At 38.7% G+C, this 19,376-nt stretch carries 23 protein-coding genes and 1 pseudogene; 22 read left to right on the forward strand and 2 right to left on the reverse strand.

The features are described 5' to 3' along the window. Positions 1-67 precede the first annotated feature (67 nt). The 4 genes from PCAR9_RS09265 to PCAR9_RS09280 all read left to right on the forward strand — a co-directional run bounded on the left by PCAR9_RS09265 (position 68) and on the right by PCAR9_RS09280 (position 5,475). Entirely contained in the window at positions 68-1,909 is a 1,842-nt protein-coding gene (locus tag PCAR9_RS09265; protein ID WP_179983349.1) for an ATP-dependent nuclease, read from the forward strand. Between the two features lie 419 nt (positions 1,910-2,328). Next, positions 2,329-3,177, forward strand: coding sequence for a restriction endonuclease (locus tag PCAR9_RS09270; protein WP_179983350.1), 849 nt, complete (start codon positions 2,329-2,331; stop codon positions 3,175-3,177). 783 nt (positions 3,178-3,960) lie between these two features. Further along, entirely contained in the window at positions 3,961-4,761 is an 801-nt protein-coding gene (locus PCAR9_RS09275) for an alpha/beta hydrolase (protein WP_232091165.1), read from the forward strand. 132 nt (positions 4,762-4,893) lie between these two features. Further along, on the forward strand, positions 4,894-5,475 hold the full coding sequence (locus tag PCAR9_RS09280; protein ID WP_179983351.1) for a hypothetical protein: 582 nt from the start codon (positions 4,894-4,896) through the stop codon (positions 5,473-5,475). A gap of 262 nt (positions 5,476-5,737) precedes the next feature. On the opposite strand, the gene PCAR9_RS09285 is transcribed toward PCAR9_RS09280, so the two are convergent. Next, on the reverse strand, positions 5,738-6,715 hold the full coding sequence (locus PCAR9_RS09285; RefSeq protein WP_179983352.1) for a transposase: 978 nt from the start codon (positions 6,713-6,715) through the stop codon (positions 5,738-5,740). A gap of 374 nt (positions 6,716-7,089) precedes the next feature. Between PCAR9_RS09285 and PCAR9_RS09290 the strand changes: the two genes are divergently transcribed. Next, positions 7,090-7,602 carry a hypothetical protein gene (locus PCAR9_RS09290; protein ID WP_179983353.1) on the forward strand — a complete coding sequence of 171 codons (513 nt, stop codon included), beginning with the start codon at positions 7,090-7,092 and terminating at the stop codon, positions 7,600-7,602. Continuing rightward, a complete protein-coding gene (locus PCAR9_RS09295; protein WP_179983354.1) occupies positions 7,583-8,698 on the forward strand; it encodes a thioredoxin domain-containing protein in 1,116 nt (371 codons plus the stop codon). Before PCAR9_RS09290 ends, PCAR9_RS09295 begins: the two co-directional genes overlap by 20 nt. A gap of 308 nt (positions 8,699-9,006) precedes the next feature. On the opposite strand, the pseudogene PCAR9_RS09300 reads toward PCAR9_RS09295, so the two are convergent. Further along, positions 9,007-9,252, reverse strand: a pseudogene (locus tag PCAR9_RS09300) (type II toxin-antitoxin system CcdA family antitoxin). 253 nt (positions 9,253-9,505) lie between these two features. On the opposite strand from PCAR9_RS09300, the gene PCAR9_RS09305 reads away from it, so the two are divergent. The 16 genes from PCAR9_RS09305 (at position 9,506) to PCAR9_RS09380 (ending at position 19,361) form a co-directional block, all read left to right on the forward strand. Continuing rightward, a complete protein-coding gene (locus tag PCAR9_RS09305) occupies positions 9,506-9,676 on the forward strand; it encodes a hypothetical protein (RefSeq protein ID WP_179983355.1) in 171 nt (56 codons plus the stop codon). Between the two features lie 48 nt (positions 9,677-9,724). After that, a complete protein-coding gene (locus PCAR9_RS09310) occupies positions 9,725-9,925 on the forward strand; it encodes a tautomerase family protein (protein WP_179983356.1) in 201 nt (66 codons plus the stop codon). Positions 9,926-10,066: 141 nt separating this feature from the next. Further along, a complete protein-coding gene (locus PCAR9_RS09315) occupies positions 10,067-10,555 on the forward strand; it encodes a GNAT family N-acetyltransferase (RefSeq protein WP_179983357.1) in 489 nt (162 codons plus the stop codon). Between the two features lie 184 nt (positions 10,556-10,739). Beyond that, on the forward strand, positions 10,740-11,330 hold the full coding sequence (locus tag PCAR9_RS09320) for a GNAT family N-acetyltransferase (RefSeq protein ID WP_179983358.1): 591 nt from the start codon (positions 10,740-10,742) through the stop codon (positions 11,328-11,330). A gap of 58 nt (positions 11,331-11,388) precedes the next feature. Continuing rightward, entirely contained in the window at positions 11,389-11,580 is a 192-nt protein-coding gene (locus tag PCAR9_RS09325) for a YHS domain-containing protein (protein WP_136781430.1), read from the forward strand. A gap of 184 nt (positions 11,581-11,764) precedes the next feature. Further along, complete coding sequence (locus tag PCAR9_RS09330; protein WP_179983359.1) at positions 11,765-12,619, forward strand: DUF1444 family protein; 855 nt, start codon at positions 11,765-11,767, stop codon at positions 12,617-12,619. A 153-nt stretch (positions 12,620-12,772) separates the two neighbouring features. Beyond that, positions 12,773-13,267 (forward strand): AAA family ATPase, encoded by a 495-nt coding sequence (locus PCAR9_RS09335; protein WP_179983360.1) that lies wholly within the window; start codon positions 12,773-12,775, stop codon positions 13,265-13,267. Positions 13,268-13,340: 73 nt separating this feature from the next. Further along, positions 13,341-13,937 carry a DUF998 domain-containing protein gene (locus tag PCAR9_RS09340; RefSeq protein ID WP_179983361.1) on the forward strand — a complete coding sequence of 199 codons (597 nt, stop codon included), beginning with the start codon at positions 13,341-13,343 and terminating at the stop codon, positions 13,935-13,937. 9 nt (positions 13,938-13,946) lie between these two features. Next, a complete protein-coding gene (locus PCAR9_RS09345; RefSeq protein ID WP_179983362.1) occupies positions 13,947-14,969 on the forward strand; it encodes a hypothetical protein in 1,023 nt (340 codons plus the stop codon). Between the two features lie 626 nt (positions 14,970-15,595). After that, positions 15,596-15,997: a hypothetical protein gene (locus PCAR9_RS09350; RefSeq protein WP_179983363.1), complete on the forward strand. Its 402-nt coding sequence runs from the start codon at positions 15,596-15,598 to the stop codon at positions 15,995-15,997. A 141-nt stretch (positions 15,998-16,138) separates the two neighbouring features. Beyond that, positions 16,139-16,708 (forward strand): hypothetical protein, encoded by a 570-nt coding sequence (locus tag PCAR9_RS09355; protein ID WP_179983364.1) that lies wholly within the window; start codon positions 16,139-16,141, stop codon positions 16,706-16,708. An 88-nt stretch (positions 16,709-16,796) separates the two neighbouring features. Then, entirely contained in the window at positions 16,797-17,183 is a 387-nt protein-coding gene (locus tag PCAR9_RS09360; protein WP_179983365.1) for a tautomerase family protein, read from the forward strand. A 9-nt stretch (positions 17,184-17,192) separates the two neighbouring features. After that, on the forward strand, positions 17,193-17,597 hold the full coding sequence (locus PCAR9_RS09365) for an MAPEG family protein (protein ID WP_179983366.1): 405 nt from the start codon (positions 17,193-17,195) through the stop codon (positions 17,595-17,597). A 134-nt stretch (positions 17,598-17,731) separates the two neighbouring features. Further along, positions 17,732-17,956 (forward strand): hypothetical protein, encoded by a 225-nt coding sequence (locus PCAR9_RS09370; RefSeq protein ID WP_179983367.1) that lies wholly within the window; start codon positions 17,732-17,734, stop codon positions 17,954-17,956. A gap of 20 nt (positions 17,957-17,976) precedes the next feature. Then, positions 17,977-18,234 (forward strand): hypothetical protein, encoded by a 258-nt coding sequence (locus PCAR9_RS09375; RefSeq protein ID WP_179983368.1) that lies wholly within the window; start codon positions 17,977-17,979, stop codon positions 18,232-18,234. 77 nt (positions 18,235-18,311) lie between these two features. Then, complete coding sequence (locus PCAR9_RS09380) at positions 18,312-19,361, forward strand: DUF2157 domain-containing protein (RefSeq protein WP_179983369.1); 1,050 nt, start codon at positions 18,312-18,314, stop codon at positions 19,359-19,361. Positions 19,362-19,376: the final 15 nt, after the last annotated feature.

Genomic DNA, 19,376 nt, shown 5'->3' on the forward strand with positions numbered 1-19,376 from the left:
GTGTGGATTAGCATGACGGTTTAGGAACGATTAGACTGTTAAACCTCATCAGTTGGAATTAGGGATAATGATAAAATTAGAAAAAATTGCGATTAGTGGCTTTAAGGGGATTAGTGAGCGAGTAGAAATACCTGCGAAAGATTTCAATGTTTTCGTGGGTAAAAATGATGCGGGCAAGTCAACCATATTGAAAGCCTTAGATCTTTTTTTAAATTCAAGGCAGTATCAAGCAGAATATTTAAACAACACGACAGAACGATTTTCTGTAATCGAACTTTACTTTTGTCCGAATCATACGCAAATTGTTATTGACGAGAATACTACCACGACTTTTGAAGCTGAAGGTTTAGTGAATAGTGATGGTTATTTACATCTTACAAAAAGATGGGATGGAACCAAGTCAGGTAAAATTACTCCCGAATATTTTGTAGAAAGGCTCTCATTTGGTGAGCTAGATTTCTTTTCACTTACGGAAGCTAAACTCATAAAGCTATGTCGAGATAATGAGCTAGAAGCGGAACCAGGTTTAATGACAAACCCGGACACTGGTGAAGTCCATAATAATGCAGAGAAAAGAAATAGACTTCGAGAGTTCTTTATCGCTCGTGGAGATGAATCTTCGTATATTTCAGAGAAGCTACCGACTTCAGGAGCATCTCGCCTTAAAAAGACTGAGAGCGCTATTAAGTCATGCTTGCCTAGGTTTGAATATTTTGTAGCGGACGCCCCTTTGTCAGAAAGTGATTCAACTATACAGAAATACTTTAAAGATTTGGCGTTTAACATCATTCAGCAACAGGTGAATACTGAAGCTCTTGAGGATACGGTGATAGGGCACTTACAAACAGTTCTTTCTGCTATTACAAGAAAAATCAATGCTGTAGTCCCTGAAAGTGAACAGGTTCATGCAAACGTAGAATTCGATTGGAGTAAGCTAATAACCACTACCTTTGACAGCGATAACGGAAATGGTTCAGTGCCTCTTTCAGCAAGAGGTGACGGCTTCAGAAGAATTACAATGATGGCTTATTTTGAGCATCTTGCTGAGCAGAGAGCTAATGAAATTCAAAATGTCGTCTTTGGCTTTGAAGAACCTGAAACATTTCTTCACCCTTCTGCGCAAGAAAACCTATTCGAAAAGCTAAGTGACATTTCGGTTGCTGGTTACCAAGTTTTCTTAACAACGCACTCTCCCGTAATTGTTTCGAAAACTCAAAAATCTGACTTGCATAGGGTATACAAAGTGGCGGGTTCATACACATGTGATTCAAGTGTAAATGATCACTCTGGTATTGCGAGCGATCTAGGAATAACAATCGACAATCAGTTTATCCCCTTGTTCGATAGTACAAAATGTTTTCTTCTTGTCGAAGGCATAGACGATTGCGTTGCGTTCGAGCATCTAGCCAATACATATAAAGACAGTGGAATAGTTGAAAAAAACTTTGCTGATCTTGGAGTTGTTACTATCCCTGTTGGTGGTTGTGGCAGCATCAAGCATTGGGTAACACTAGACTTGCTGGAAACTTTGAATAAACCATTCTTCATTTTCTTAGACTCTGACAAAACTTCAGAAGGTGAAGCATCTCCAAATGCTGAAAAGTTGGCAGAGTATGGGTTTGTAGAAGGCGTGAACTTTACGGTATCTAAGAAGAGAGAAATAGAAAATTATATGTCTTCAGCTGGTATCGAACGCTTAGTTCCGGGTGCAAACCTCACTATTACTGACTGGTGTGATGTTAAAGCATTATCAAAATCTCATGTTTTAGCGGCTGCCTTAGGTGGTAAAAAAATAGCAAACAAGCTATTTCCATCTTTAACATTTGAAGAGCTTCGAGAAACGTTTTTCAACGGACAAGTTGATGAGTTTGTAGAATTACACATGAGAGTATCTGCACTTGCAGACTGAGACCTAACAAACGCTTCAAGAGGGATTTGTAAACGCGCGCCGAACTCGCTTCGCTCAAATATGGCATATGTTCACTCATCCCGATAAAGGTGTTCAATTTCGCTCAGACTAAACAAGACAGGCATATTATTTAAAAAAATTTATTGATTTTTGTTTGTTTTAGTCTTTATGGAATAAGTTTTAAACGCCAGCGAAAGCTAGCTTTTGTCGTCCGAGATGCGTGAAGTACCCTCAAAGTACCTACACGGCTTTAACACATGAGGGATTTGACATCACGGATTTCTCTCTATTCTTCTATCGTTTGTGGGTTAAGGTATTTAAAAATACTAGGATCAATTATCCCGAAGTGATGTGAAAAAGGATGACTGTGTGGGGACGAGTAAAATGTTTATAATTTAATCAGACTTCGGAGTGGTTTCATGAGAAAAATATTGGACTATAGTGACTTCATACGTTCGACTGGTCATCAAGATCGATTCAAAGCACCTGTCGGGGCAACACAACTATTTTTTGATGAAGTAAGCGATGATATTTGCCCATTTTGTAGCATTAAAACAAATGAAACACACTTCGATAGTTCATTCACTTATCCTGACTGGCTAGGTGGTGGATATTACGATGCTAAAGAGACTGTTAAAAAATGCCCTAAATGTGGTTGGTGGAGATTAAGGTGCAATAAAGTGACTACTGGAGATATTGACGCAAGATCAGTTGAGGTGACTAGCGGCATTTTGAAACAATATCAGATCGATGATAAAAATATCCCAATACGAAGCCTTCAAGAACATTTGGATAAACACAACAATGATGTTATTCATATTCATGATAAATCTATGGAAAAGTTAGTCCAATCTGTATTTAGAGAGCACTTTTCATGTGATGTTGAGTTGGTGGGCAAGTCTCATGATGGTGGTATTGATTTAATGTTTGTTGATTCTGATAGTCCTATCGTTGTTCAAGTCAAAAGGCGTAAGAAACTTGAACACATCGAGTCTGTTAGTTGCATTCGAGAGTTTTTGGGTGCAACTCTTTTGGCTGCTCCTGAAACAGTTTTAGGTGATGGAACATCTAGTAATGTGAAAAACTGTATTTACGTGTCAACGTGTTCAAAGTTTTCAAAACCAGCTAAAAAAGCGGCACAAACCGCCATAGAAAAAGGTCATGTAGAAAGTTACGAGCTGTACGATTTTCAAAGGTTTTGTGATGTTCTTAAGCTATATTCTGGCAATAACGAGCCGTGGAAAAGTTGCTTGAGAAATGGATGGTAAATACTAGGACTAAACAAAATACTTAACAAGACAATACTAAACAAGACAGGTACTTAACAAGACAGGCATGTTTGTGTACTTCTGTACTAAACAAGACGGGCATGTTTATATAATGTCGTCAGACCACGGCAATTCCGATGGTGGTGGTACGGGAGATATCGGGAGCGACGAGTACTTGCACTATTACTACATAACAAGACAGGCATGTTTACGCACGCTCCGGGTACATAACAAGACAGGCATGTTTACGCACGCTCCGAACCAGCCACAAATGTGGGCGTTACGTCTTTCAATAGAATACTAAAAAGTTAACCGAGTAATCGCATCGCACTGTGTCGTCCTTGAACCCGTTGCTGATGTTGATTCTGTGCGTATTCTAGGTGGGTTACTTTGCCGGCGGCGTGCTTAAAGCAGGTTTCAAACTGCGTAGTTAAAGTTAGCCAATGTTCATGTTCAATATTGAGGCGCTCTAAAATAGAAGGAAGGTTATGCTCAACCTTGCCGCGCTTGTTTGGGTGAATATATCGGCTGTATCAAACAAGACAGGCATGTTTGTGTGCAAAGTCATACATTGTTTGCCAGTCTACCCTTTATTTTAATTAGGTAATTGCATACTTACTTAACAAGACAGGCATCTTTCGCTGCTTGTTTACTCAAAGTATAGAAAGAACTTGGAAAATTCCTGTAAAAATATATTAGTCTAATTTTAATCCACGTATTGTTATCTCTTATTGGGGTGTACGTGCCTTTTAAATTTTTCAACCAGAAACGGAGCTTTATAGTTTGAAAATTGTATTTCTAGTACTTACAGCCTTCTTTTCAATCGGAATTAATGCGTCGAATTTCGTAAGCATAAAAATTTCCCAGTCAACAATTATGGATGAGACTCCAAGTATAACTGTAGCGTTGCCGGCATCTTATAAGACGAATAGAACAAAAGCGTATCCAGTTTTATATGTTCTAGATGGGGTGGCTAATGGTGACTTGGTTAATGGAATGATTCAGAGGCTGCATTTATCTAAAGGCTCAAATGAACACATTATCGTAGGTGTCACCAGCAATAATCGTTTGAGAGATTTTGCCCCCACAGTAAACAAAGATCCAAGAGGGCCAGTAGGAGAAGGCGGTGGTGGTGATAAATTTTTGGATTTTTTAGAAGGTGAACTTATTCCTGCCATAAACATGCACTACCGAACCAATAACTATAATGTAATTTCAGGGCATTCAGTTGCAGGTCTTTTGGTTATTCATAGCTTCCAGTCTCGTCCAAATCTATTTCAAGGACATTTAGCGTTCAGTCCTGCTGTTTGGTGGGGAGAGCGAGAAACATTACAGGCAACAAAAGAATACGTGGCAACAGCCAAACACATTCAAAATTATCTTTATATGGATATTGGCAATGAAGGGGGCGAAATGCGCCAAGTTTATGACTCGTTAGTTCAGACAATCTTAAGAAATCGCAATATTGATTTAAATGTGCGATTTGATGAATTTGAGCATGAAACTCATGACTTTACCATGGCTGCCGGACTCTATAGCGCTCTTAAAGGGTTATTTCAGCATCAACAGAAACTTGGCTTATAACAAAAAATTGCATTTTTAAATACTAAACAAAATACTTTAAACAAGACAGGCATGTTTGTGTGCAAAGTCATACATTGTTTGCCAGTCTACCCTTTATTTTAATTAGGTAATTGAAAAGACAAGGAGGTCGAAATGAAAGGTATAAAAGCAGCCTTATTTACTCTTTTTATATCGCAGGTTGCTGCTGCCGAAATTGACGTTTCTCTTGCCAATGGCACTGAGAAAGAAGAGTTGAAACGCGACCAAATTTTTAGACTCATTGAACAGTATGATCTTAAAAAATGGTGGTTCACTGATAAAATTATTATAGATGAATCAGCGAGGAGTCCCTTCAGCCATCCCGTTTTAACCCTTAAGGCTTCTATGCCAAATAATGACCACGCTGGCTTGTCTCAACTTCTACACGAACAAATTCACTGGTTCGAAGGTGCGAGAAAAGAAGAGGTTGATAATACTGTTGCCGAATTACGAAAGATATACTCGTCTGTTCCGGTTGGCTTTCCTGACGGAGGTAGAAGCGAATTTTCTACCTATCTGCATCTTGCTGTTTGCTTAATGGAGTTAGATTCTTTAACGCAAATCTTGGGTAAAGAAAAAGCAGAAGAAGTCATTGCAACCAATGGAAAATATTTTTACAAATGGATATATAAAACGGTACTTCAAGACCAAGCACAAATACGAGAAATTCTGAAAAATAACAGGTTGTACATTTAATCCTAAACAAGACAGTCACTTTTGCACTTAACTTCTAAGTCTCTAGCTTTGTGCAATAAGTCGCTGTTTAAGCTTAAATTAGCCGTTTTTTTGGGGCATGGATGTCATATAAACCATGCATGCTATCACTCCAAATTTTTCTAGATATTAAGTATGCGCATAGGGATGCGCATTACATAAAATAGGTTCTTAACAAGCCCGAAATTGTTATGAAGAGATGTATACATATAGTGCCTGTCTTACTCTCTATTAAACTGCAAAGTTAACCGAGTAATCGCATCGCACTGTGTCGTCCTTGAACCCGTTGCTGATGTTGATTCTGTGCGTATTGCTCTAGGTGAGTTACTTTGCCGGCGGCGTGCTTAAAGCAGGTTTCAAACTGCGTAGTTAAAGTTAGCCAATGTTCATGTTCAATATTGAGGCGCTCTAATATAGAAGGAAGGTTATGCTCAACCTTGCCGCGCTTGTTTGGGTGAATATATCGGCTGGTTATATCTACAAGCTGTAAGTAGTCTGGAAGAGTAAAAGGTAAACCGTGTGGCATCTCTTGACTTGGATTGCCTGCGAAAGGCATAAGTCGTTTAGGTGTTTTTCCTACCTTTGCTGCGTTAATTCGGTATTTAATGCTGGTATACTCTGATGTTTCAGGTGTTTTTGCCATCTTTGCTCGTACTGGGTTTAAATCAACATAAGCCATACAGGCGGCAAGGGCTGACTCATCCAATAGCGCTTGAGATTTAAACCGTCCTTCCCAAAAATGGCCCGTGCAGTCGTCTTCTTTATTCGCTGCCCTAGCAATATATTCATTCAGTGCACGCATAAACCAGCTGATATCAAATAGCCTTTTACGCCATACTTCTGCCGTTAACTCCACCGCTTTAATTTGAATTTCATGTAAATCTTTACGCGAATCTGGTGACATGTAGCGCTGCGACAGTAATGTGCCTTTGTACAGTTTATGCCAACGTTGAATCACATCTTCTGTACTCAGTGCGTCTGCCTTCTCTTTGTTTAAGTGTAATACCAGGTGCGTATGATTGCTCATTACTGCATAAGCACATACATCAATGGCGAACACCTCACTTAAAACATGAATACGGTCTTCTACCCATTGGCGACGATGTTCAAAGCTTTTACCGTTTTCCACGCCGCATAAGAAAGCACGACGAACACAGCGGGAAACACAATGGTAATAGTGCGTATCTGATAAACTAATTTGTGACTTTCGGGATTTAGGCATAGTGTCCTGTCTCTAATTAAATCGCTGACTAGTTTGGATAGGAATTTAGATTGAGGAAAGTGTACGAGGGGACAGTTTGGGATTTTTCTAGTTATGCCTGTCTTGTTTATTCGGTCTTGTTTATTTGTTTTATTTTTTTAACAACGCAAATTTTAAGAATGAGTTATATAAAATTTTATAATTTAGTTTTTTAATCCTCGAGTGAGTTTAAACTTTTATATTATGTTATCTGTCCAACTCCGCATATTAAGTATTGGTAAAATAACCATTAAGTTTTCCTTGATCATTTTCAATATGCATTAACGAAAGAAAGTCTTGACTTATTTGTTTTTTTTAACGTACTTTAAAATTTCAACTAATAAAGGGAATTTGAAATGAAAAAATTAATAGCGTTAATATCATGCTCATTAATTTTCAAGGTTTTCGCAGGTGATTTGAGCACAGGATTAGTAGGAAAACATGAAGGCAAAGGATTAAGTGAAGCGAGAATTATTTATGAGCATCAAAAACGTATTGATAGTGCTCTAGCTCCAGTTAAAACAACTCAAGATCTTTTTGAAATAGCATCGCAAGGTAGTCCTTTGGATGCATTATCGCCAGATGCAAAGCAAAGATTTATTGATAGTGTTGTTTTTACCAGAAAAGGAGTTGGAAGTTATCACTACCAAGACTTAGAAGCGGAGTTAACTCCGACTCAAATTTATAAAATACTGAGCATGATAGGAGCTCAACACAATATATCATTATTTAGCAACGCAAGAATCGAGTCTGATGCAGACATTCTACTTTTACTATCCCCTAAACCTTCTAAAGATGAACATTCAAACGATGATTTTACAACACAAGATGGAAGCGCTATAGGGATTGGTGACGAGGGGGGCCACTAAGGTTATTGGTGCTCCAGTAGAGCGACATGTAGCGAAAGACAAGGTTCTATTTGTACTCCTAACTGCTAAGACTTTTTACTTATATTTAACGGGTAGGGGAAACCCTACTCGTCCCTTTATGAAAACTTTATTCTTCAAAACTTTGATCGTTCTTTTCTTTTTAATGCTTAAAATAGACAGCGTTAAGGGGGAAGCGCATCAATACTGTCCTGAAAATGCGTCAATCACTAACTACTATAATGCCGTTGAGAATATAATTAACTTTAATTATGAAAAAGAGCGGATTTATGATATCGACGGAGTTACAGTAACAGGAAAGTTGATATACCCATTACTAGAATCATTTAATGAATCCTGCTTTACTAGCTTTATAAATAATATAGATTATAAAAGCTTATCTACTAAAGATCTTCACACAATATATCTTACAGCTGTGAAAGTTACCTTCTGCGTTCCAGACGACTTTCTAATTCAAGCTATTGAAAGAATTTTAATTACTAAAAAAGAAAAGGGCGAATTTATAGGAGGTTTTCTTTCTGAATTACATGGTATCTACATCAAAGAAAGGCTTTTTGACAAAGCATATGATTTACAGTCGCACAGCCAAATACTAACGTATAATGCTTTACCTGACTACATTCAGATCATAGATTCTCCTCTCGCAATAAGTGAGTATACAATATACGATGGCAGCTATAAGAGAAATGTCATTACTGATAATAATTTATTAGATAAAAATCAGATAGTAGTAATTGCCTCTCCGAGCTGTTCTCCCTCACAACGGTTTTTAAACTGGCTCAAAAGTTCGTCCGACATATCAGTTTTAGAATTATTCAGGAGTAAATCGTTATTTTTAATACCGCCTTCATATAATCTTCATGATAATATTTATTTTGATAGTGAGATTAGTGAGATAGATTCAAATTTTATTAATGTAAGAAATAAAAAAGACTGGAAAGACATTAAGAATTGGGATACTCCGACTTTCTATCTTTTTAAAGATGGGAAACTAGTAAAGCAAATTGTAGGTTGGTCAAAAGAATCACCTGAAAAAGAATTAATTACAGCTTTAATTGAGTTTGGCTATATTGAATAAATTATGTCAAGCGCACTTTCTTCAGTCTATAAGTTGTCTCTTTAAAACTATCGTCTGTTTATTGGTTGTTGAAATATACATCCATGGTAGAGAAAAGAGAGCAATTGAAATTTAGTACAATGCCCTCTTTGAATTAGATCGGTTTCCCAAAAGTCTTAGAAACACCGCTCCGGAAAGCTATAAACCGTTTCCGAGCAAGTGTCCATCTCTTAAGCATTATAGAGCGACAAATATCTGAAGACCCTAAAGCAATTCAAAGGTTGTCACAGCGCGACACATAAGAAGCCTAATCGACTCAAACTGTGTCATTAGAAGTTCCTGTACTCATCACCTATACAGCCGTTCTCAGCAACAAACTCGTTGTACGCAGCTATGGCAGCTTTGTTTTCTTTTTTCTACCTTTCTTCTTCAAGACTTTTCAAATTGTCTTTAAGTGCCTGCTCTAAGGTCGCAGATAGGTTGACTTTTAAGTCTCTAGCTTTGTGCAATAAGTCGCTGTTTAAGCTTAAATTAGTCGCTTTTTTTGGGGCATGGATGTCATATAGATCTTGCATGCTATTTCTCTAAATGGCCTTAGATATCAAGTATATGCATTGCGATAAGTTAAACCTTAATAAGTCAGATATCTCTGTATACAGATGTATATATTTTGTGCCCGACTTGCTCTCTATTAAACTGCAAAGCTAACCGACTGATCACTAAAGACATCATGTTACAAATTGGTTTAAGCTTTTAGCTTAAAAGTTGACTAAACTAAATTAAGTTAGACAGGCATCTTTATTTTAGGCATTTAAAAGGAGAGTTTAAATGAATGGTGTTTATCGAATTCTTATCGCTCTGGTTCTTCTAGTCGCAGCTATCGCATCTTACAGTATGGGTATTCAGTCAGGTGTGTTTCTATTCATCATTTTGGGGCTTGTTTTAGAAGGGGCATTTTGGTTTGGCTTGTTTTCAACCAAAAGGCGTAATGAGGCTTAGCGATATGTACAAGCATTTTAATAGCTGTAATCAACAATTGGGGGCCTTATGCCTTACGTGAACGTACAGATTACTAAAGGTGCAAGTCGCGAGCAGAAGGCTGAAATAGTGAAAGATATCACCGGCTCATTAGAACGAGTTTTAGGTAAAAAGCCGGAATATACGCACGTTGTAATTCAGGAAATTGAAGAAGAGGACTGGGGCTTCGCGGGCAAACTTACAGACGACTGGAAAAAGAGCGAATCTTAAAGTTACTAATGTTAGTAGCTAAATTCACGTTTAAAGTCTTTATGATACAGAACTAGGAAAGACAGGCATTTTATGCTCCGTTGTGCCTTACATAACTAATAACGATATTTCAAAATAACTCTCTAGGAAAAATGTTCCATTATGAATGTAGAGATAGTAAAAGCTGATTATAAAAATAAACAACACGCTCAGGATATCCCGTTTCTTCTAAACGAATACGCATGTGATCCTATGGGGGGAGGGGAGCCGCTAGCAGAATCAACTATGAAAAACCTTACTGCTAAGCTTTCTAATATTCCGCACGCTTTTAGTGTTTTAGTATACGTTGATGACAGCCCGGCGGCATTAGCTAATTGCTTTGAAGGGTTTTCAACTTTTGCTTGCCAACCTCTTATCAACATCCATGATATCTGCGTTCATAAAAACTATAGAGGGCTAGGGCTTAGTCAAAAATTATTGGAAAAAGTGGAGTCGATAGCTAAGGCACGTGGTTGCTGTAAAATTACCCTTGAGGTACTGAGCAATAATGATGTTGCTAAAGCGGCGTATAAAAAATTTGGATTTAGTAGTTACGAATTAGACCCAGAGGCTGGCAGCGCTGTTTTTTGGCAAAAAGCCTTGGATGCATAATCACTCCACACACACGGAACACAAAACTAGACAGGCATCTTTGCGAGGGAACGTACGGGCAGGTTAGTTTGCCTTTTAGAGCATTAATTAATGCATCGCTTCTTATTGTCTCGCTAGGTGTAACGTACTTCTTAGAATCATTGTATGCTTAGCAACACGCAGTCGGACATACATGGAGAGTGAAATGTGGTTTGAAGATATTGAATTAGAATCTGAGAACATAAAACTTGTTCCGTTAACAATGGAACATGCAGACGCTTTAGTGAACGCAGCAAACGACGGTGAATTGTGGAAACTATGGTTCACATCTGTACCAAGCGCTAAAACTATTAATGACTATATTTCGACAGCATTAGAGCAGAAAGCCAAAGGACTATCGTTACCGTTCGTGGTTATAGACAAAGCGAGTGGAGAGGTTATTGGCTCAACACGCTTTTGTAATGCTGACCTTTTAAATCAAAGGGTGGAAATTGGTTACACTTGGTACAGCAAAAGCTATCAGAAAACATCATGCAATACCGAATGTAAGCGACTTCTTCTTACACACGCTTTTGAAAGCCTCGAAGCAATAGCTGTAGAGTTCAGAACGAATTGGCATAATCAGGCTTCTCGAGCCGCTATTACTCGTTTGGGCGCAAAGCAAGACGGCGTGCTTAGGAATCATCAAAAAATGCCTAATGGTGGCTACAGAGATACGGTTGTGTTTTCAATTATTAATACAGAGTGGCCCTCTGTGAAAGAGAACTTAACTTTTAAGCTTTCAATGTATAACTAATGAAGAGTGAAGTGCTGGTATTGTTTCGTTTGTTTAAGGCCATTTAAAAGGAAAAACTATGGAACCCATCAATAAGTTCTGCCCTAGATCTGGCAAACCCGTAAAGCCCGATTCGCTTGCTGAATACAGGGGCTATACCGTTGGATTCTGCAACCCAGGGTGCAGTAGCGATTTCGCCAAAAACAGCGAAGAATGCCCAAACGATACTCAATACTTTAATGTGTTAATAAAAGAAAAGTATGGAAAATGAATCGTTAGAAAGTTTCTCTTCATGGCTGCTAACGAACATGAATGAAATTATTACTTAATAACTAGTGCAAGTTTGAGTATGCAAAACTAGCAAACCCTTCGTTTGAAAAGTTAATTAATACAAGCGTAAGTCCCAAAAGGGAAATCGTAAGTTTTACGATAAATAAGGAGATAAGTGAGTAACGATGAGAAAAATTATAGTAGCGTTTGTATGCTTTTTTATCTGTAGTGTCTTTGCCGAAAGCAATTTAGATGAAAGTGCGTTTACTAAAAGGTATGTGAAGGCTGTTACCACCAAACCAGAGGTTATAAGTGCACAAATAAAAGGCCGTCTCGAGGTTGAGATGACTTACAGCGGTGGAGGGACGTCAACCGCATACCTCGATAACGCCTATATGAATTACCTTTCTGAACCAGAAAAGCTCGACGTAATTATAGAGGCGTACATCAGTGCGTTAACAAGGAACAGTAGTGACGCTAAAGCTAACATAGATAAAGCGAATATCTTTCCCGTAATAAAAGATTCAGGTTATATAAATCATATAACTGAATTGATGAGCGAAGGTGGTGAGGGGGAGCTGCCTTTCTTTTATGAAAAGCTAAATGATGTTCTCTATATTCTTTATGCCATTGATACGCCTTCATCTATCAAGTTCATGCCAAAAGAAGACATTGCTAACTTAGATGTAAAAGAGGAAGAGCTCAGGGACCTCTCAATGTCTAATTTGATGAATGCTATTGAGTCGCTACAAATTAAAGGTGATCCTTCGACTATCTCTATGGTGGTTGCGGATGGCACTTACGAAGCGTCTTTTTTGATTTATGATGCGCTTTGGACGAAAGAAACCTTTCCAGTGAAAGGCGATATTGTTGTTTATGTGCCTTCCAGAGACGTTATCATTGTAACCGGTTCAGAGGATACGGATAGTTTAGAGACGGTAAAAGGGATAGTGCACAACCCGGAAAACCAATGGCCTCATGCCGTGACTAATGTAGGGTTTATTCGCAAAGAAAATAAATGGGTCAAGTTTCAGCATTAGCTGGGTATTCCAAAGTATGCCCTCAGTATTTGTGATGACGAAAACTCTTTAACATGTTGCGTTTTCATCTTGTATTACCGATAGTTGGTTTTAATCGTTAGTCTGAGCTGCATGTTGTGAAATCTGTTGGTAGGTGATTTAAGGGAAAGCGCCTTGACTAAAATTTTAATATTCGGAAATTCCGGTTCTGGCAAATCTACGCTAGCGCGCCGTTTGGGTGAAACTCACGGTTTAGCACATTTAGATCTCGATACCCTTGCATGGAAACCCACTAGCCCGCCAGAAAGAAAACCGATTAAAGAGTCGGACCAAGAGATACGGGCTTTTACCGCTTCTAATGAGACTTGGGTAATTGAAGGGTGTTACACAGACCTGCTTAAGCTTGTAGAGGGGCAGTCTTCAGAAATTATATTTATGAATTTACCCATCGAGTTGTGTATTGCTAACGCGAAAGCAAGACCTTGGGAGCCCCATAAATACGATACCAAACAAGCTCAAGATGATAATTTACCCATGTTGATAGACTGGATTGCCCAATATACAAAAAGAGACGATACGTTTTCTTATACTGCACACCAGCAGTTTTATGAAAACTATAGCGGCAATAAAAAAATGATAACGCAAAATATCCCGTACCAAGCCAGTTAAAACGTTTTTCGGCTTATGAATAGGGACTTCGCTTAATTACTGTAACCGCAATAAAATCAAGGAGGACATTAACTTGGATAGCCTTTTATCTTTTACAGGGTTAGCAGCATCGGTTTGGATAGTTTTGGGTATTTACATTGCTTCTCGATTCTATCCAAACTACAGCCATTCGAAGCAGTTTTGTAGTGAACTTGGCGCATTTGGTAGTCCAACGCAGAAACTCTCTCCTGCAATCAATAATTACCCGTTGGGCTTATTATTCACTCTGTTTGGGTATTACCTTATTAACTCACATTTAGACCATATGCCAACTATGGTTATCGGTGCAATGACAATAATACATGGCATTTGTACTTGGGTTTGTGGCTACTTCCCAATGGACGCCGACCCATATACAACAACACCTTCGAAAAGTTGTAAAATCCATACATGGTCAGGGCTAATAATGTTAATTTCGTTTATCGTGGCGCCGCTGATTGTTACCTTCTCTAGCTACTATTCTTGGCCGCTGAGGCTTCTGTCTGTATTGAGCGTTGTAGGCTGCGTTTTCTTTTCTTATAAACTAGCCAAATCCCTTGAACGAAAAACTGTACCTGGGCTTTATCAACGCCTAAGTTACGGCTGCCAGATTCTTTGGCTGTTAATCTACTCGATTTTCATGATTTTATAGAGCCGTGCAATGAACACTCGCTTTAAAAGCTCTATCCCTCTAGCTTTCTTATGTTTAGCATCTCTTTGGTGGTGGTTTTACTATTCCTCCTCGAACTTTATCAACGGCTATGGTGATGAAAAGCACGAGTGGTTGTTTATGCTAGACGTATTACTAGTACTGCCAGTACTGTGTTTTTTGTACGAGCCAGACAAGCAAAAGGCGGTTTTGAAAGCCATTGTATTGTGTTGTTGTGCGATTTTTATTGGCGCCATTATTATTCCAGAACAAAACAAGGTGATGTTTTACTACCTTGAAAGTGGCCGCTACTTTGCTATCGGAGCTTTGTTAGCTTTAGAAATAGGTACCTTAATAACGGTAAGTGTTGCAGTTCGCGCACTTCTTATTAAAAAAGAAGACCCCGATTTAGCGTTGCAAATACCTATAGAACGTATCTTTGGCTCATCGTTGCTTAGCAACTTACTTCAGTTCGAGGGACGTATGTGGTCTTTCGCATTATTCGCTTCACGCATTAAAAGCAGTACATATCTGGGTAATCAGCATTTTTACTACTATAAAAAAGATGGTGCGCAAAGTAATTTGATGGGCTTCATTGTGGTCATGATGATCGAGTTGCCGCTTGTGCATCTGCTACTACATTTTATTTGGTCTAGCTCAGTTGCCAACATAGCTTCGGCCTTTACTCTATTTGGGTTAGCTTTTTTCTATGCTGAATATAAAGCTGTGGCAGTACGGCCCATTTCGATTTATAAAGATAACCTCATTGTTCGATACGGGTTGTTTCAACCGTTTACAATCACTTTTTCAAACATCTCTGATATCAGCACGAACACAACGTTCGTGAAGAGAGCTAAGGGCATAAAACGGTTTAACTACTCGGGTGTACCTAACGTGAAAATAAAGCTACATTCACCTATAAATGGTAAGCATGCCGTATACTTAGGTGTAGACTCACCCGATTTACTAATAGAAACAATAAAACGACAACTATGTTCTTTTTCAACTAACGCTAACGTGCAATCGAAGCTTTGAAACTCAAATGATAAGTGAAACCTAGCTTGGCGTTTGAGCAAAACTAAATACGGATTAATCAAGACAGGCATCTTTATGGCGTACAAGTACTAATACACGCCTTATTCACGAGTAAACCGTCTAGAACGAAACAAGGAAGTCTCATGAAGAAATTACTATTCATAGCCATATTTTCTATTCTTTTGAATGGGTGCGACCAAAAGACTCACGTCGACCAATCGCAAATGTGTGTTTATTCAACAGACCAAGAAGCGAAAAGATGCATTAGCGGAGAGCTCGCATATTTTAAGCCCCAAAGGTGGGGCAATGAACAGCTGCCATTAAATGCTGCCGCAGCGTACTGTGATTTCAACCATGAAATTATGTACAACAATTCTGGGGTTATTTGTGTGTTTACAGACAAAAGATATTGAATGGTAGGTCGTTTGGGCGCGGCTATTTAGGCGGCTAAACAAGGCGGGCATTTTTGTGTAGTCACATTTTTGTATTCGGGGACAGTTTCGATTTTTCAAGTTATTCCTGGCATGTTAAGTAAAGTTGTTTAAAGTATGGCTGGCGCTCATTCTTCGCTAAGTATAGCCATGCATTGTCCTTTCTTTATGGAGCATTAGGGTTACAGGGAAAGTATGTACAAATCTGGTCAATATGTCCTAAACAAAGGGTTAAGTCCTTTATCTAGAATATTACTCGGTAGTATTGCAGGGTTGTTTGGTGTTGTTATGATTTTAATTGCGCCAGAAATGAGTAAGCCAATCGGAATTTATGTGTTTGGTGCTTTCTGCTTAACCATTTTTGTAATGTGTATCACTACTGGAAAGTTACGTAATTACTTAGGACGAGTAATTGGGTTAACTGTATTTGGGTTATCTATTTGGTATTTACTAGGGCAACTCGGAAATGGTGAGTTAATATCAGGCAAGAGATCTGAACCATCTTTATTCAATGCGATATTATTCTTTTTCGCTTTTGGCTTTCCAGGTATTTGGTTTGCAATTAAAGGTAAATTTCCAATTAAAAATAATAGGTAACTACCGAGTGAGCGTAACACTAACAAACATCTTTTAGTACCATTGCGTTAGCTAAACAAATGAGTAAACAAGACAGGCTTGTTTCGCTACAAAGTTATAAATTTTATACCTGTCTTATTCGCACTCAACATAAGGATTTAAATGGCACTGCACTTACTTTGGGATGAGTTTAGATCTTCCTTCGTTAAAAGTTTAGAAGCTTTACCTGTTTCCCAATTCAATGAGTCTTGGAAGACATCGAGGAATCGTACTCGCCTTTATGAGGATACTATTTTAGAGCCGCTTTCTCGTAAAATGGGCTTAAATTACAAAAAAGAGCTCTTCAAAATCGACTATACATTTTGTCGAAAATCTAGAAATGGAACAGATGTTCCACTGATTTTCATTGAGTCGGAAAATGTTGCGCTCGACGCTGAGCACGAAATGAGAAAGTTATGTTGCCTTTCAGCCCCGCTAAAAGTGCTAATTACTTGTGCAGAGTGGAGTGATATACCGGGTGAATGGAAAAATGGTGGTTATAAAGAGCTTTTAACCAGAAGGTGGTCCGAAATGATTTCTGCACACAATTCAATTTGGCCGCAACCTGCATTAACTGGAGTGCTAATAGCAGAGGCGTTAAATGAACGTTTGCGTTACTACAGCATACTTTTTGGTCCAAATGGTTCTATAGAAAAAGAAAGTGAAATCATATTTGAGGTTAAACTGCGTTAAAGTGAAAAAATAAAATACTCGAAGTAGAACGGGTATGAAAAATAACTAAAACTCCGTTAGCAATATAATAAACGCAAAGGACGGCAACGTGATCGTAATCTATGGCATAGACGAACAATTAAACCCAATAAAACGCAAGCTATCAGATGTTATTCATTCATGTATGCAATCAGTCTTAGGCTTACCTGAAAATAAAAGAGCGCATCGCTTTGTGCCGCTGTCAAAAGACGACTTCTTTTACCCTGAAGGTAGAACCGAGGCATACACAGTTATCGAAATAAACATGATGAAAGGGCGAGAAATACACACGCAAAAGACACTTATAAAAGCGTTGTTTAAACAAATTGAGCTAGAGTTAGGAATTTCACCTGTAGATATCGAGATCACGATTAAAGAACAAGAAAAGTATCAGTGGGGTTTCCGTGGAATGACAGGTGATGAAGCCCTTGATTTGAAATATAAAGTGAACGTGTAGCTCATTAATATGTCCAGTTTAATACTTCCACTATTTACGCATGTATTTCTTTGTACTGTACTTTACGCATTACTCACTATAGCTCGCGCACCGGTTGTGTGGGGAGTGGGGCAAAGAAAAGATGGTTCAAACCCTTTCAGCAATATTCAGCCTAAAATCAGTGCGAACCTAAGCAATCAATTCGAGTGGCCAATAATTTTTTACATTGCCAGTGTATTGCTTATCGCAATGGATAAGCCAATAGACAGTGTGCAAATCTACTTGGCTTGGGTATTTGTAATTGGCAGAGTGTTGCACAGCATTGTTCAAATATTTACCAACAATATTAGATTGCGTGGTATGGTGTTTACCATCAATTTTGTCGCTGTGTTGGCTATGTGGGCCTTAATTTTTATTGGTGAAATTGGCTTATAGTATTGCCGTTAGAAGAACGAATAGGCTGATTAAAGTGCTTCGTTAGCGACAACATTAAAAGACAGCGACTGTTTAATAAAAGCACTATTTAACAAAAGCGCTATTTAATAAAAGCAATTAAGAGCATTAAAGTTATGGAAGACGTTTTAGAACCGCTGGGCCGCTTTATACTTCGAATACTAAAGTGGATAGTCGTAGACGCAATTATTGACTTCGTGATAACTGGTACAGGCCATGTGGTGCTTAAGCTTCTAACCTTTGGCAAATATCCGCGAGCGGGTAGAGACGAAGGAAGAACTTTCGCTGTTGGTTTTGTTAGCTTAGCCGTTGTCTTGGTCTGCCTTGCGCTGATTGCTTAATTTTACAAAAGGGTATAACAATGAACATGGAAAAGTGGGCAAAAACGCGAAGGAAAGGAAAGCAGCGCTTCGTTATAGTAAACGGTGTTTTAGGTTGGGGTGTACCTACTGCTATCCTCTGGGCCATATTGATGGAGTTTATTGAACCATCACAGAATATTTGGGTACGCCCAATCATTGCTTTGATCATTTTTCCCATTGCAGGTATCGCTTTTGGCCACTTAATGTGGAACAAATCTGAGAAGGCTTATGAAAAAGCGACGAGTAATACTCTGTAACTTCTCTAGGCTGGCTTTTTACTTATAACCCAGTAAAGTAAAAGTTCTAATTTCTACAAGCTAATTCAGAGAAGTACATGGAAGTAACGAAAGCAAGTATTCAAAAAGCAGTAGCGAAGAAGATCATCTCTGAACAGCAAGGCGTTGACCTCTATAACTTCTTTCAGGCAGAAAGCCAGCATTCTCCCGCTTTTACCTTTACCCATATTCTTTATTATCTGGGCGGCCTTATCGCTATTGGCGCCATGACTTTGTTTATGAATTTAGGGTGGGAACAGTTTGGGGGGCTGGGGATAATCTTCATATCATTGCTCTACGCTGGTGTAGGGATAAAACTTACTAACTCTTTAGCAAATAAAAACCTTATTATTCCTGCCGGTATTTGTGCAACCTTTGTAGTGTGTTTAACACCGCTTGCTATCTACGGTTTTCAACAGTGGCTTGGCCTTTGGCCCGAGAACGATGCAGTCTATCGTCAGTTGCATACACGCGTTAAATGGCTGTGGTTGTACATGGAACTTGGCACATTGGTGACCGGCATGATAGTAGCTTGGCGGTACAAGTATCCATTTTTGATAATGCCTATAGCAGTAACACTGTGGTACATCAGTATGGATGCTGTCATGCTTATCATCGACCAAGACAACATGTGGAATTCATACACATGGGAATTCCGCGCACAAGTATCCATGTACTTCGGCATTTTTATGACCTTACTGGCTTTTTGGGTTGACTTACGGTCAAGGCACACTGCCGACTACGCATTTTGGTTATATTTATTCGGCGTTATTGCGTTTTGGGGCGGGCTCACTAGCCAAAACTCAGACAACGAACTTTCAAAGTTTTTCTATCTTTGTATAAACCTTGTCATGGTTGGGCTAGGCGCATTATTGGTTCGAAAAGTATTTGTGATATTTGGCGCGTTAGGCAGTTGTTTCTATTTAGGGCATTTGGCCTCGAATGTGTTTAGAGACAGTTGGCTTTTTCCTGTTGCTTTAACGGCTATTGGTTTAGGCGTGGTGTATATAGGAATATTGTGGCAAAAAAATGAAGTTAAGATCACACGTAAAGCCCGTAATGCGTTGCCAAAGTCGGTCCAGGAACTTTTAGATAACAGGCTTAGGTAAAAGCTTAATTAAAAG

The organism is Alteromonas macleodii, from assembly GCF_903772925.1.
Lineage (GTDB): Bacteria > Pseudomonadota > Gammaproteobacteria > Enterobacterales > Alteromonadaceae > Alteromonas > Alteromonas macleodii_A.